This window comes from Siphonobacter sp. SORGH_AS_0500 (assembly GCF_002838835.1).
Taxonomy (GTDB): domain Bacteria; phylum Bacteroidota; class Bacteroidia; order Cytophagales; family Spirosomataceae; genus Siphonobacter.
Window position 1 is genome coordinate 21,486 of the sequence record NZ_NHPP01000020.1, and the last position, 14,842, is coordinate 36,327.

Annotated in this window: 13 protein-coding genes and 1 tRNA gene; 5 read left to right on the forward strand and 9 right to left on the reverse strand. The window is 44.4% G+C overall.

From position 1 onward, the window contains the following. Nucleotides 1-24: 24 nt before the first annotated feature. Together BWI96_RS18680 and BWI96_RS18685 are read right to left on the reverse strand one after the other, a co-directional pair. A complete protein-coding gene (locus tag BWI96_RS18680) occupies nucleotides 25-1,245 on the reverse strand; it encodes an S-adenosylmethionine:tRNA ribosyltransferase-isomerase (RefSeq protein WP_106638045.1) in 1,221 nt (406 codons plus the stop codon). 5 nt (nucleotides 1,246-1,250) lie between these two features. Further along, complete coding sequence (locus BWI96_RS18685) at nucleotides 1,251-1,760, reverse strand: hypothetical protein (RefSeq protein WP_106638046.1); 510 nt, start codon at nucleotides 1,758-1,760, stop codon at nucleotides 1,251-1,253. Between the two features lie 302 nt (nucleotides 1,761-2,062). Between BWI96_RS18685 and BWI96_RS18690 the strand changes: the two genes are divergently transcribed. From BWI96_RS18690 to BWI96_RS18700, 3 genes are all read left to right on the forward strand, one after another. Further along, nucleotides 2,063-2,614: a cob(I)yrinic acid a,c-diamide adenosyltransferase gene (locus tag BWI96_RS18690; protein WP_106638047.1), complete on the forward strand. Its 552-nt coding sequence runs from the start codon at nucleotides 2,063-2,065 to the stop codon at nucleotides 2,612-2,614. 64 nt (nucleotides 2,615-2,678) lie between these two features. Continuing rightward, nucleotides 2,679-3,743, forward strand: coding sequence for a branched-chain amino acid aminotransferase (locus BWI96_RS18695; protein WP_106638048.1), 1,065 nt, complete (start codon nucleotides 2,679-2,681; stop codon nucleotides 3,741-3,743). A 110-nt stretch (nucleotides 3,744-3,853) separates the two neighbouring features. Next, the gene (locus BWI96_RS18700) at nucleotides 3,854-4,822 is read left to right on the forward strand and encodes an esterase-like activity of phytase family protein (RefSeq protein ID WP_106638049.1); all 969 of its coding nucleotides are present in this window, start codon (nucleotides 3,854-3,856) and stop codon (nucleotides 4,820-4,822) included. A 121-nt stretch (nucleotides 4,823-4,943) separates the two neighbouring features. Here the strand turns inward: BWI96_RS18700 and BWI96_RS18705 are convergent, their stop codons facing one another. The 5 genes from BWI96_RS18705 to BWI96_RS18725 all read right to left on the reverse strand — a co-directional run bounded on the left by BWI96_RS18705 (nucleotide 4,944) and on the right by BWI96_RS18725 (nucleotide 9,872). Next, complete coding sequence (locus BWI96_RS18705) at nucleotides 4,944-5,693, reverse strand: alpha/beta fold hydrolase (RefSeq protein WP_106638050.1); 750 nt, start codon at nucleotides 5,691-5,693, stop codon at nucleotides 4,944-4,946. A 115-nt stretch (nucleotides 5,694-5,808) separates the two neighbouring features. Then, nucleotides 5,809-6,465 (reverse strand): hypothetical protein, encoded by a 657-nt coding sequence (locus BWI96_RS18710; protein ID WP_157830437.1) that lies wholly within the window; start codon nucleotides 6,463-6,465, stop codon nucleotides 5,809-5,811. Between the two features lie 184 nt (nucleotides 6,466-6,649). Beyond that, nucleotides 6,650-7,900: an ATP-dependent Clp protease ATP-binding subunit ClpX gene (gene clpX / locus BWI96_RS18715; protein ID WP_106638052.1), complete on the reverse strand. Its 1,251-nt coding sequence runs from the start codon at nucleotides 7,898-7,900 to the stop codon at nucleotides 6,650-6,652. 27 nt (nucleotides 7,901-7,927) lie between these two features. Beyond that, complete coding sequence (locus BWI96_RS18720; protein WP_106638053.1) at nucleotides 7,928-9,019, reverse strand: acyltransferase; 1,092 nt, start codon at nucleotides 9,017-9,019, stop codon at nucleotides 7,928-7,930. 157 nt (nucleotides 9,020-9,176) lie between these two features. After that, a complete protein-coding gene (locus tag BWI96_RS18725; protein ID WP_106638054.1) occupies nucleotides 9,177-9,872 on the reverse strand; it encodes a ClpP family protease in 696 nt (231 codons plus the stop codon). A gap of 228 nt (nucleotides 9,873-10,100) precedes the next feature. Between BWI96_RS18725 and BWI96_RS18730 the strand changes: the two genes are divergently transcribed. Further along, the gene (locus tag BWI96_RS18730; protein WP_106638055.1) at nucleotides 10,101-10,457 is read left to right on the forward strand and encodes a helix-turn-helix domain-containing protein; all 357 of its coding nucleotides are present in this window, start codon (nucleotides 10,101-10,103) and stop codon (nucleotides 10,455-10,457) included. A gap of 201 nt (nucleotides 10,458-10,658) precedes the next feature. On the opposite strand, the gene tig is transcribed toward BWI96_RS18730, so the two are convergent. Both tig and BWI96_RS18740 read right to left on the reverse strand, forming a co-directional pair. Continuing rightward, nucleotides 10,659-11,978, reverse strand: coding sequence for a trigger factor (gene tig / locus BWI96_RS18735; protein WP_106638056.1), 1,320 nt, complete (start codon nucleotides 11,976-11,978; stop codon nucleotides 10,659-10,661). A gap of 174 nt (nucleotides 11,979-12,152) precedes the next feature. Next, nucleotides 12,153-12,234 (reverse strand) — tRNA-Leu (locus BWI96_RS18740). A gap of 284 nt (nucleotides 12,235-12,518) precedes the next feature. Between BWI96_RS18740 and BWI96_RS18745 the strand changes: the two genes are divergently transcribed. Further along, on the forward strand, nucleotides 12,519-14,777 hold the full coding sequence (locus tag BWI96_RS18745; RefSeq protein WP_106638057.1) for a bifunctional (p)ppGpp synthetase/guanosine-3',5'-bis(diphosphate) 3'-pyrophosphohydrolase: 2,259 nt from the start codon (nucleotides 12,519-12,521) through the stop codon (nucleotides 14,775-14,777). Nucleotides 14,778-14,842 lie beyond the last annotated feature (65 nt).

Here is a 14,842-nt window from a genome sequence, read left to right on the forward strand (position 1 = left end):
AGGACTTACGTATTATACTATTTCTTAAAAGTCTGAAGGTATCAACAGCGACGAGTCGCCATAGCTTAAAAATCGGTAATTATTAGTTAGAGCTTCGGCGTACATTCGTTTCCAATCATTACCAATTAAAGCAGCGATAAGTAACAATAAAGTAGAACCCGGCTGATGAAAATTGGTTACTAAACCCTGACAAACCCGAAATTGATACCCCGGAAAAATCATAATCTGGGTTTCGCCCACAATCTCCGTTCGGTTCTCTGCTTGCATCTGCTTCAAAATAGCCCAAAAAGCCTCTTCTTTGGTAGGTAAATCCGGGTCAGCGTACTCCTGATGAATAAACTGCGTAATGTAAAACCCATCAGAAAAAGAGGAGTACTTCCCCTGTATCACCTGAACGCCAAGCCAGTACATGGACTCCAGCGAACGCATGGACGTTGTCCCTACGGGTATGATACGACTGGTTTGTAATAAATGTTCGAGATTGGCCTGGGTAATAACCAGTTGCTCGCCATGCATTTTATGCTCCAGAGCATTTTCGGTTTTGACCGGCTGAAACGTTCCTGCTCCTACGTGTAAGGTCAGAAACTCTCGTTTAATACCCTTTTTATTCAGAGCTTCAAAAACGCGATCGGTGAAATGTAGTCCGGCAGTTGGGGCGGCCACGGCTCCCTGTTTTTCGGAATAAACCGTCTGATACGTTTCCAGGTCCGCTTCTTCGGCTTCGCGTTTGAGGTAAGGAGGTAAGGGGATTTTACCAATGGCCTGCACCACATCCACAAACCGAATTTCGTTCGTCCAGCTCAGTCGTACCAGCGATTCGTCGGCACTTACCAGCTCCGCAGAAAGGGTAACCGACTGTCCATCAATCGTCAGTTCTTTCTGCAAAACTTCACCTGACTTCCAGCGTTTCCGATTCCCAATCATACAATCCCAAACGCAGGCCTGTGATTCCTCCATCACTACCGGAATAACCGTACTCGGTTCGACCGGATGCAGGAGAAATAGCTCAATTTGGGCTCCGGTTACTCGCTGAAAATGCAGACGGGCCGGAATAACCCGGGTATTATTGAAAACTAGTAACGTATCTTCCGAAAGTTCACGCACAATCTCGGGGAATTGTGCATGGGTAATCTGTCCTTTCCGGTAGACCAGTAATTTCGAAGCGTCACGTTCGGTCAGCGGAAACCGGGCAATCTGTTCATCCGGTAACTCGTATTCAAAATCAGCAATGGGTAGATTTTGCATACGCTTTACTCTTTTACGGGGCCGGTTAACAGCAAACGCAAGGGGATATATACCATCCACATAATCATCAGGAAGGTTCCCGCACTAGTAACCCAACTGAATTGGGGTAATTGCACCGTTTCCTGGGGGTCATTAATGAGGGCCAGAATATATACCGATGCTCCTAATAATACATTCGTGAGGGTTGCTCCGAAGTTCATCCATTCGGTAATGATGTAATTCAGCTGCTTGCGGTAAAACATCCATTTTACCGCTCCAGGTAACTTAATAAATCCGTCGGGTAACTTGGGAAACAAGCGACTCATCCACAAAAACAGCATATTAAGGACCAGCATGGTACCACCCGTAATGTAGAAGATTAACTCCTTCGAGTACATTTCTGTAGCTTCTTTTGAAGGATCAAAGGAAAGTGGAACTTCGGTGGGAAGTTTTTGGTAAGCCATTAAAATAGCCACGATAAATCCGAGAATGGATACGTATCTGGTAATCTGGGAAATGAAATATGCGATAGTCATCTGCTCAATGTTCCTGACCACTTTACCTGTTGCTCGTATTGGCAGGCTGTGGTTTCGGGCCGCAAAGTTACGACGAACTCGTCGTTGAGATTGTGATTACTTCCGAAAACCTTTCATTTATTCCTTGCTTCTGGCTTCATAGGTCACTAAATTTTCCTCATTCCGTGTTATAACATTCATTTTCAAAGAACATCGGGCTAGTTATTAAATTAGTTGTCAAGACAATTAATTTTTAAATTCTACGGACGGGCTTTGCCGAAAACCTTTAGTTTTGCAGTTACTATAGCACGCGAAGGTCAGGCATGAAGATTTACACCAAAACCGGAGACACAGGTACTACCTCTTTAATCAGCGGTCGTCGTATTTCGAAGGCCGATTTACGCATTGAGGTGTTCGGCACTGTAGACGAACTGAACAGTTACGTAGGTCTGGTTCGGGATCAGTCGGTGAATGAAAACCGCCGTTCTCTTTTAAAGGAGATTCAAGATCGGCTTTTTACCATTGGCTCCCATCTGGCAGATGACCCGGAACGGCATTCCAGAAAACCGCTACCCGACTTACAGCGAGAAGACGTCACGTTAATTGAACTCGCCATCGACGCTATGGAACAGGAACTTCCCGCTCTGCGTCATTTTGTCCTACCCGGCGGCCATCCTTCCGTTTCTTTTGCTCACTTGGCCCGAACCGTTTGCCGGAGGGCTGAAAGACAGGTGGTTCTCCTCAGCGAGAAGGCTCAGGTAGAGGACATCATCATTCAATATTTAAACCGATTATCCGATTACTTTTTTGTACTTTCCCGAAAAATGGCTCAGGAATTACAGGTCGAAGAAGTAAAGTGGATTCCCAGAGTCTAATTTCGAAACCGATTCTGCAACAAAACATAACGCATTCCCATTCATTTTGTAAATTCTTTGCCCCATGATTGACACACTGCCCATAGACATCCAACAGACCAGTCAAAGCCGGATTGGCGAGTTAAATCTTGATCAACTGGTTTTTGGCCGCACTTTTGCCGATCATATGTTCGTCGCGGACTTTGATGGCAAAGAATGGACCGATCTACGTATCGTACCTTACGGCGACATGGCTTTCTCTCCGGCCCTGATGCCCTTACATTATGGTCAGGCTATTTTTGAAGGCATGAAAGCCTACAAATCAGCGGATGGCGAAGTATTAATTTTCCGTCCCCAGGAAAATGCGGCCCGCCTGAACAGATCGGCTCATCGCCTTTGCATGGCCGAGATTCCAGAAGATATTTTTCTGGCTGGGTTGTATGAGTTGTTAAAGCTCGATTCTCAGTGGGTACCCCAACGCGATAACTACTCGCTGTACATCCGTCCGTTCATGTTCGCTACGGATGAGTACATTGGCGTATCTCCTTCTAAAAAATACCGTTTCATCATTTTTAACTGTCCAGTAGGAGCTTACTACTCGAAACCCGTCAAGGTGAAAGTAGAAACGCAGTACGTTCGGGCGGCTCCCGGCGGAACGGGTGCTGCCAAATGTGCAGGTAACTACGCGGCTTCGCTTTATCCCGCTAAACTGGCTCAGGAAGAAGGCTACGATCAGTTGATCTGGACGGATGGTGCCGAGCACAAATACGTGGAAGAAGCCGGAACTATGAACTTTATGTTCGTGATTGACGGCAAACTGGTTACGCCTGCCGTAAGCGACAGTATTCTGGACGGCATTACCCGTAAATCCATCGTTCAGATCGCCAAAGATTGGGGTATGGAAGTGGAAGAACGTAAGGTTTCTATCGCTGAGTTAATCGAAAACCTCGAAAATGGCCGTCTGCAAGAGGCTTTTGGAGCGGGTACGGCAGCCGTGGTTTCGCCAATCTCGACGATTGGTTACGAAGGTAAAAACTTCGAACTTCCCGAAATTAAAGCTGATAGTTTCGCTAATCGCGTAAAAGCGTATCTGGACGATATCAAATACGGTCGTGTAGAAGATACGCACAACTGGATCGTTCGTCTCTAATTCTTTTTTGAGTAGTGACGCGTGCTCAGACTACTTTTTGATTTCATGGGAAAGCCCCGCCTAACGGTGGGCTTTTTTCGTATCTTTCTTGAGCCATACCTTACTTAGCTATGAAAACGATAGGATTATTTTTTCTGCTCTGGACCACCGCTCTGGCAGCCGAGGCCCAACATTTCCGGCTGGAATTATTGAAATGGTATAACCTCAGCGATTCCACCACTCTTCAGAACGATCCCTATTTTGGGGGCTTGTCGGGCATTGAATACGTCCCTAAACTTGGGAAATGGTATCTGGTAACGGATGGAGCCGATTCCACTCGCCAGAGTTACTTGTTTGAATTTGATTCCTTATTTAATACCTGGAATTACAAACGCTGGAAACTCAATAAAATCCATAGTGCCGAGTCGGTTAGATTTGACAAAGCAGATTCTTCGCTGTATTTCACTACTGAATTAGGAGCTGGAAAAACGTACGGGGAGTTTCTGAAATTGAAGAAAGACTCAACCGTTCATACGCTGGCCAGCTACCAGGATTTTGAAGACAATAAAGGCTTTGAAGCCATGGCTCTGGACAGCAACCGGGTTCTGTGGGGAGCCAGCGAATGGCCCCAAACACCCAATAATCCTTACTGTCAGGTAACCGGATATGGACTGAATCATGGGGATACTTTGGTTCGGGCCTTATATCCGCTGGACCGGAACGCTTGTGGTTATCCCGATAATGGCATTTCTGAAATGCTACTGGCTCGGGATGGGCAGTTATTATTTCTGGAAAGATGCTGGACGGGTGAACGCGATCAAAGTAACTATTCCATTCGTCTGTTCACGACTTACATTCCCAAAAACGGCTCTACCGTAGATTCACAGTCAACGAGTCTACTGGAAAAGAATCCGGTAGAGGTGAACTGGGGCGGTGTTCATCTGGATAATATTGAAGGGATGTCCTGGGGTCCGATTGTTAACGGAAACCGAACGCTGGTATTAATTTCGGATAATAATTTCAACAAGTTTGATCGGAATAAAACGCCAGAAAATCGCCAGAAATCTCAGCTAATCATCCTGAAAGTGTTACCCGATTAACTTAATAATTCATCGTTTGAGCGTTTGATTTGGGTTAAATGGGTGATAGCGAAGGGTAACTAGTAGCCTCGCTGTTCACTAACTCAACCGATGGATCAAACGCTCAAATCCAATTTTCAAACTATATTTCTTTCAAAGAAGCTTCACGTTCTACTCTTTGCCAAAAAGACTGAATGATTTCCAGACAGTCGTCAGGTTCTTCCGTCATCCCCATGTGACCCGCTTTTTCCAAAATCAACTGACTGCTATTAGGCGTTAACTGCACCTGTTCCATGGCCTCCTCAGGCTTCACGGCTTTGTCTTTCATGCCAATAATAAACAACACAGGATACGTCGCCTTCTCCAGCACCTGCCGCCGATCCGGGCGGTCTTTCATCGCCTGCATCCCGGCGATGAGGGCTTCTGGTGGCAGTTGAGAGACGTGTGTAATGTGCTCTTCCAGAATACCGGGGTTATTCTCCGCAAATGCATCGCTGTACATATTTTTCACAAATCCCTGAAGAAAACCTGCGGGTCCTTTTTCCTTAATTGCGGCTACATTTTTGTCGCGATTGGCTTTTTTTTCTTCCGTATCCGCATAAGCCGTAGAATGAAACAAGCCTAGTCCTTCTATAAACTCGGGATGTTTTTCGGCCAGAGCCAAGGCTATGTAGCCCCCCATCGAATGACCAATTACCACACCCCGCTCCACGCCCTGAGAGCGTAGGTCCTTATACACCACATCGGCATATTCGTCAATCGTCTTTAAATCGGATCGGGACGCATAACTGGGGGTTAGTACATTGGTGGCAGGCCAGAAAGCCGCTTTGATGGTGTCCCAGACTTTAGCATCTTCTCCGTATCCGTGTAATAAAATGAGTGGCGTTATCATATCTTTTCCTTATTAATAGGTTTGAACAAATTTCCGGAAAGTTGTAAAAAAAATACACCCGAAAAAAGATAGGCTCTTTCCCCGGGTGTACGTTGATGAAGTGTGACTGTTATTCCTATACGCTATCTAATAAACCGATCAGCAGGATTACTGCACCAATAACCATCATAATCAAACCAATGATCTGTACAACGTTCACTGGGATAATCAGGAAGATTACGCCGACTAATAACAGAATCAAACCCACTTTAACGTTCTGGCTTAGTGCGTTTGTTTTGTTAGCTTTTTTCGCTTTAGCCAGTTGCTTCTGCACTTTCTTAGTGACCAATTTGGTCATCATTTTATTAGCTACTACGCTTTTCTGAGCAGCATTCAGGTTATCTGAACTAGCTTTTTTCTGAATTTTAGCCAGTTTCTTCTGAATTACTAGTGCTTGTTTTTCGAACGCAGTACCCTTCGTCTGAGTTACCAGTCTTTCAGAAGCACTGGCAATCATTTCGGGAGTAACTTTAGGTAACGTAACAGGCTTTTCAGCAGAAGCGGGTTGATCTGTAGTTTTCGCTACCGCTACTGGAGCCTGCGTTTCTGGCGTTTGCACTGGCGTTACTTCCGTGGCAACCGCCTCTGAAGTGGCAGGGGTAGTAGTTTTTGCAGCTACCTGACGCTCGTAAGAAGGAGCGGTAGATTTTTGAAATCCTGTCGTTGCAGAGCGATTACAGGACGTCAACCATAACATCGACCCGACAGTCGATAACAGTAAGATTTTACGCATAGGGAAAGTTGATTTAAATAGAGTTAATACAGGAAATACAGGCACGGACCTAAAAAAACGAATGCCCTAGTCGAAACCAGAGCATTACATTTTAACCTACCTGAATTTTTGTTTATCGACTTTCCCAATATGAGGAATTTATTACTCCAAAAGACGGATCGTTAGTACACCCCGGTAGAAGCTATTACGCAACTTTCTTCATCATAAAGAAAGCCGACCGTTCGAATTTCTCACGGGCATAATTCAGCGAAATCGTGAATTCCTGTACGCCTTCTTCGGAGGGTAATTCAAACATGGCATCGGTCATGATGGCTTCGCAGATGGAACGCAGCCCCCGAGCTCCCAGTTTGTATTCATTGGCCTGATCAACGATGTATTCCAATACGTCGTCTTCAAACTGAAGCTGAATTCCCTCCATGTTGAAGAGCTTTTCGTATTGCTTCGTCAAAGCGTTTTTAGGCTCCGTCAGAATTTTACGAAGGGTAAATTTGTCCAATGGGTCCAGCGAAGTAATGACTGGCAAACGTCCCAGCAATTCAGGAATCAGGCCATAAGACTTCAAATCCTGGTGGTTAACCATCCGCAGTAATTGCTGAGATTCGAGCAAACGAGACGTATTGTCGTCTTTTGTGAATCCAATCGGGCGAGTATTCAGACGCTTCGAGATGTGACGTTGTACGCCGTCGAAAGCTCCACCGCAAATAAAGAGAATGTGTTCGGTATTAATCGGAACCAGTTTCTGTTCGGGGTGCTTGCGACCACCCTGAGGAGGAACGTTAACGATTGACCCTTCCAGTAACTTCAATAAAGCCTGTTGAACACCTTCGCCAGATACATCACGGGTAATGCTTGGGTTATCCGACTTACGGGCAATTTTATCGATTTCATCAATGTAGACAATACCGCGTTCGGCTGCTTCAACGTCGTAATCAGCAGCCTGAAGTAAACGGCTCAGAATGCTCTCCACGTCTTCGCCTACGTAACCAGCTTCGGTAATAACTGTGGCATCGGCTACGGCGAAAGGCACCTGAAGAATTTTAGCAATGGTACGAGCCAGGTACGTCTTACCCGTACCCGTCTCTCCTACCATGATGACATTGGATTTCTCAATGTAAATGTCATCGTTGGTTTTCTGTTGCTGTAAACGCTTGTAATGGTTATATACGGCTACACTCAGTACTTTCTTGGCATCGTCCTGACCAATCACGTACTGGTCCATGAACTTTTTGATTTCCTGCGGCTTGGGTACTTTTAGAATTTGAAACGCTGGTTGGGGTTCTTTTTTCTTCACGGGCTGTTTAACGCCCAGTTCCTCCTGCACCAATTCAAACCCCTGCTCAATACAGAAGTTACAAATCAGAGCGTCCATTCCTGATAATAATAAATCTACATCCTTCTTTTTTCGCCCACAAAACGAGCACGTACTTGCATCCATTCGCATGTCTTTCTCAGGTGATACTATCTATTTTTTTGCCGACTGTTTAGCACTCCCTCTGGACCATTTGACAATGGGCATCTCTACATTCTTGTGGATTTTCCAGCTTAGCCAGAAAATTAGTAACATAAGACCCATGTCTGCCATTCCGAGAGCCCAAACCGAAGAAAAGCCAGCCTTGAAAAGTAATTTATTCGCAAAAACAATGACGGGGAAGTGCATCAGATAAATCACGTAAGAAGCATCTCCCAGGTGAATCAGCAAATTTGGAACCCGATACGCGTGAGAACGATCGGCTTCCACAAATCCCCAAACTATCAATAGTGAAGGTATACCCAGATTCCAAACGCGAGTCATATCGCCTCCCGTTCGGGGTGCCAGATAAAAAGCTGCTAAAAGCCCAATCAAAATTACTAACCAAAACTGATTCAAGCGGAATCTTTTGTGGAGATAATAAACCGAAACTCCGAAAAGAAATTCCAAATTAATGGGACTTAATAAAAAAAATCTGACGATGCCACTGCCAAAAAGCCACCCGTGGGAAAAGATGTAAAAGGAATTAACAATGGTTCCCAGGGTTAAAGTTACTAAAATCCAGGCAGAATGCCGGGACACTAGTAATAAGGCAAATAACAGATAGAAATATATTTCGTGCGATAATGTCCAGGTAACGGCATCCAGTGCAATATGTTCTGGATATAAAGTCAACGTTTTTATTAAGTTAATCCAGTCAAACGGATAAGCATCGGCCACTAACGCGGGTTGTAATTTTTGAATGGCGAGCATTGCCAATAATAAAGGCACCACGAAAAACCAGTAAACGGGATATACCCGATAGAACCTTTTTTCAAGATAAGGAACCAGTTCACGAGGCTGATTAATGTATTTGGCACTGGTATGAGCAATGATGAAACCGCTAATGACAAAAAACAGATCGACGCCCGCATAACCAATGTTAAACCAGTCAAAAAGAAAGGTCTGCTGATAGGTACGGGAGATGTTTTCGGAAATATGATATAAAGTAACGGCGATGGCTGCTAAACCCCTCAGCATTTGAATAGAGTTATAACGAACGACAGCATTACTCAACGTTGAAGGGCTCAAGGGGACGGAACTCATGGGTTTGAAATAAACTAGAATTTGCGTGGGTTAAGGGCTTTTATATAAAGTCTATAGTATTCTACTTATTTCCTACTCATTTGTTTTTTTCACAAAGATATAAAAATCCCCCGACCTCTTCGAGAAGCCGGGGGATTCGTTTACCAGGGGTATTCACCTATTTTTCACGGTGTAGTACTTCATCAATTAAACCATAGGCTTTCGCTTCGTCAGCACGGAACCATTTATCACGATCTGAATCAACTTCGATTTGCTCCTTGGTTTGTCCGGTATGGTTCGCCAGGATCGTGTATAATTCATCCCGAAGTTTCACGATTTCGCGAGCCGTGATTTCAATATCTACCGACTGTCCCTGAGCACCACCACTGGGTTGGTGAATCATTACCCGGGCGTGGGGAAGAGCCGAGCGTTTGCCCGCTGCACCACCGGCCAGTAATACTGCTCCCATCGAAGCCGCTAAGCTCGTACAAATGGTTGCTACGTCAGGACGGATATACTGCATGGTGTCATAAATACCCAGACCGGCGTATACAGAACCACCGGGCGAGTTAATATACATCATAATATCCCGCTTGGAATCAGCTGATTCGAGGAATAGCATCTGAGCTACTACAATGTTAGCAATACTATCGTCTACGGGCGTTCCAAAAAAGATGATACGGTCGGCCATTAAGCGGGAAAATACGTCTACTTCACGGAAAGGCATGGGACGCTCTTCGATCACGGCACGGGTCATGTTTTCAATGTGATGGCTAGCTGCTCCTCCTACTTGTTGCAGGTAACGATCAACAGATAAGCCATTCAGACCACGGTGGTGTACGGCGTATTTACGGAATTCTTCAGCGTTCAACATGTAATTAGCGTTTGTATTAATTAGTTTCTGATTCTTTATATTGCCGAACCAGGAATGTACGAATCTGTTCACTGAAATCTAAAAAAACAAATCCAGCGAAAAAACAGACGATTTCTGGCCGAAATTCTGACATTCTGTCCGATCTTTTAACTGGTACAAAGTTGCTAGCATCCGCAACAATCTGTCGTTGAAATTTCCGGTAATTCATCGGAATAACTTGAGATCTCCATGAAAATTCACGAAAAAATACGGACACTTCGCCTTGAAAAAGGCTATTCCCAGGAAGCTATGGCCGAGGAATTACACATTTCAACTACGGCCTATGGAGATATGGAACGAGGGAAAACTGAACTGACGATCAGTCGGCTGGAGCAGGTATTACAGATTCTAGGAACCCAGACAGAAGTCTTTTTCAATCCAAATTCCAGCGAAAAAATTCTGCTGGAAAATGAGAAACTTCGGATAGAAAACGAAAAGCTAAAACAGGAGAATCGATACTTAAGGGAAAAATTTGAAGAACGTGTTTTGTCTGAGCTCTACCGAATCGGTGCTGCCACCCGCCGCGAACCCATTGGATTTAAATAAGTTTGAGGAAGTTTGACATGCGTTTGCTGTTTGAAAGTATGGATGACGGCGAGATTTAGCAACTGCTCTAATACTCAAACGATTTTTTATCAAACACTCAGTCGATACTCAAACCCAGTAACGAAAAAAGGTTTGAAGTGGTAACGTATCCTAACGTTCCAACTTCAAACCTTTTCAATCTATACTCAAACTTTCTAATGCTTACTCAGCTAAACCCGACTTTGCTTTGAAGCTTTCTACGTCGATGGGTTGTGCATTGGTTTTAACCTGAGTCAGGATGAAGTCCATCGTTTTGCCACCGTATACGCGGTTAAACACGTTCATGTAGTTCTGACCCTTGTTTTCCTGGAGGTAGTTCTGAGCAACTTTTTTGATTACATCGCCCATTCCGTTGTCATCACCGTAGATACCGAATTGCTGACGAACCATTGCTTCTGCGTACGTATTTACGTCTTCTGCTTCTACTTTGATATCAGCCGCTTCAGCAACTTTGTTACGGATCAGCGTCCAGCGAAGATCACTAGCGAATTTGTCGAAATCTTTCTCAACTTCTTCTTCCGTGATTTCACCCTGATTTGTTTCCAGTAACCACTGCTTCAGGAATTCGTTAGGCAGTTCGATCTGAACGTTTTCCAACAACATTTTTTGAATGTCGTCACGTAACAGGAACTCTGCTTCACGCTTGTAGTTTTCCTGAATAATCTTAGTCAGTTCCGTTTTGAATTCCTCTTCGGAAGAGACTTTTCCAGGGCCTAATACTTTATCAAAAAACTCCTGATTCAGTTCAGCTTCCTGATTACGGGTAATGTCTTCAATCGTGAACTCAAATTCACCAGAAAGATCCTCACGGCTCGTCGCCAGTTTCAGACCATTCGCATCGGCGAATAATTTTTGAATATCGAATGTCAGAACTTCGTCTTTTTTCTTACCTAAGAACCAACCTAATGCTTCTTCCGTCAATTTGTCCGTAGGGATGGCCGATTTCTCTGTGTACTCCCCTTGTTTGAACGTTCCGTATACGAGGTCGCCAGCGGCTACTTCTTCTACGTGAGCGTGTTCGCCCGTACGTTTTTTCAGGTCAGCCAAGGTATCTTCGTATTCTTTCTCACCCGCCTGGATTTCAAAGGCATTAACTTCAGGAAGTTTCGTAAAGTCAATGTCAAAATCAGAAGCCAGACCTAAGTTGTAAACAAATTCGAATTCTTTCTGCGTATCCCAATCGATTCCGTTAGCCTTCTCACGGTCGGGCATAGGATCACCTACTACTAATAACTTAGATTCACGCAGGTAATCATTTACTGCTTTGGAAAGCGTCTCGTTCACTTCATCTACGAGGATGCTTTTTCCGTATAAACGCTGAATAACCGAAGCAGGAACTTTACCAGGACGGAATCCTTTGATGTTCGCTTGTTTCGTATATTCTTTGATTTTCTTATCTACCTGAGGCTGATAGTCTGCGGGAGTTAACGCAATTTTCAGAGAAGCTTCGGTAGTGCTGCTTTTGTCGAGCGTAATGTTCATGTTGATCTAGAATCGAAATCCGTATCTGAGTCTATTTGCTCTTAAACGTAAGTCAGATATGAAATGAATACGGAAATTAAAGAATACAAATGGACTAAAAATTAAAAAAACCCTCAGAATCAGGGACTCTGAGGGCTAAATCACCTGCTGCACTCAGCATCGGTTTTTTCTACGTACGGACGGGGGGACTCGAACCCCCACGCCTTGCGACACTAGATCCTAAGTCTAGCACGTCTACCAATTCCGCCACGTCCGTATAACCTGGGATCTTCCGTTTCAAAGTCGAATCTGCAACAGACCTTCCTTTGATTTCGGAACGCAAAGGTAAGCTCTTATTTTACCTTTGTCAATACCTTTTCACACTTTCTTATAATTTTTATTTCAAGTCGCTAATGTTACCATTCTGTTATATATATTAGTTCTATGATGTTTTCTCCGTTAGAATACTTCACTACCTTAATCCCCAAAAACTGAAGAGTTGTTCTTCTTTGTAATAAAAGACTTAACCCTTCTTCAATCCCATTTGATAACAGGGTGCTAATGAGTACTGTGGAACTTACGATTGACCTAGAGGCGGAACGCCAGGAAATACTGAAACGCTACCGCAAACTTTTGCGGACAGCTAAACCTTTTTTGAAGGACAATGATGCCAAATTAATCAAGAAGGCATTTACGCTGGCCGCTGACGCCCATAAGGACATGCGACGCAAAACGGGGGAACCTTACATTTACCACCCCATTGCCGTTGCTCAGATTTGTGTGGAAGAAATCGGCTTAGGAACAACGGCCATCATCTGTGCTCTTATGCACGATGTGGTGGAAGATACCGACATTACACTGGATGATATTGAAGCCATGTTTGGGAACAAAGTGGCTAAGATCATTGATGGCTTAACTAAAATTGCTGGGATTTTTGAACAGGGAGCTTCGGCTCAGGCGGAAAACTTCCGCAAGCTGTTATTAACCCTTTCAGAAGATGTTCGGGTAATCCTCATCAAGCTCGCCGACCGTTTGCATAATATGCGGACACTCAGTTCGATGAGCCGGGATAAACAGCTAAAAATTGCTTCTGAGACTACGTATCTGTACGCTCCCCTCGCCCACCGGCTGGGTTTGTATACGATCAAAACGGAGCTGGAAGATTTATACCTGAAGTATGCAGAGCCCAAGATTTATAAAGAAATCGCGGCAAAACTGAAGTCAACCAAAACCCGGCGACAACAATTCATTCGGGAATTTATTCGGCCCATTGAGAAAGATCTTCGCAGTGAAAACATTCCCTTTATTATCAAAGGACGGCCCAAATCCATTCACTCGATCTGGAATAAAATTAAAAATCAGGGCAAAAGCTTCGAAGAGATTTATGATCTTTTTGCCATTCGGGTGATTATTGATTCTACCCCTGATCAGGAAAAGTCGCTTTGCTGGCGGGCTTATTCTATCGTAACGGATCATTATCGTCCTAACCCTGAGCGTCTCCGTGACTGGATTTCTAATCCACGGGCCAACGGTTATGAATCCTTGCATACCACCGTCATGAGTAGCTCTGGTCAGTGGGTGGAAGTGCAGGTTCGTTCCCGTCGGATGGATGAAATTGCCGAAAAAGGGTACGCCGCTCACTGGAAATACAAGGGGAACAACACTAACGTTAACGAAGGCATCGACGCCTGGCTGAATCAGGTTCGGGAAGTGCTGGAGCATAATGATAGCTCAGCCATCGAGTTTATTAATGATTTCCGGGGCCATTTATTTCAGGATGAAGTCTTTGTCTTTACTCCCAAAGGCGACCTGAAAGTATTGCAGGCCGGCTCGACTGCTTTGGATTTTGCGTATTCCATTCACTCTCAAATTGGGTCACGCTGTCTGGGAGCCAAGGTCAATGGCAAACTCGTTGAGATTAGTCATGTCCTGAAAAATGGCGATCAGGTAGAAATTTTAACTTCAACCAAGCAATCGCCCCGCGAGGATTGGCTGAAGTTTGTGATTACGACGAAAGCCCGGGCTAATATCAAAGAAGCCCTGAAGGAGATTAACCGTCAACATGTTAATGAAGGACGGGAAATGGTAAGCAAGAAGCTCAAAAACCTGGGTATTGACTTATCCTTTGACGTAACCAATCAGCTCCGGGCTTACTTCAACGCCCGCGACCCGAATGATTTATTCTACCGTTTCGGGAAAGGCTACCTGCATACAGATGATATTAAACGCTGGAAAATTGCCCGTGATACTCACAAGCGTGCTCTGGAAGCCAAAAACGTGCTTAACAATAGTAATGATGCTCAGGATAGCAAAACCATTGTTAAGGAATTAAAACGGGTACACGGCGACCGGCCCGATTCCGACATGCTGTTGATCGGCGAGGATATGGATAAGTTTGACTATACCCTTTCCGCCTGCTGTCACCCCATTCCCGGCGATGAAGTTTTCGGTTTTGTAACGGTAAATGAAGGCATTAAAATTCATAAAACTACCTGTAAAAACGCCCGTGAGTTACTTTCTACCCATGGCAACCGGGTGATTAAAGCCAAATGGTCAAGCCAGTTAGTAGCCTTTCTGGCGGGTATTCGCATTAAGGGAACCGATCGGGTGGGTCTGGTAAATGATGTGACCAAGGTCATTTCTAAAGAGCACAAAGTGAATATGCGGTCAATTATTGTGGATACTAACGAAGGTGGAATTTTTGACGGAAAAATTAAGTTATACGTCCACGACACCGAGCATTTGAATACGCTGATTTCGAAATTGAAAAAAGTAAAAGGCGTATTCGAGGTTTTGCGTTTTGAATATTCTGAAAATTAAGCAGCTATTCTAACCTCCTCACTACTGAATTATTCATCCAAACTACCACGGACAGGGCTATAATG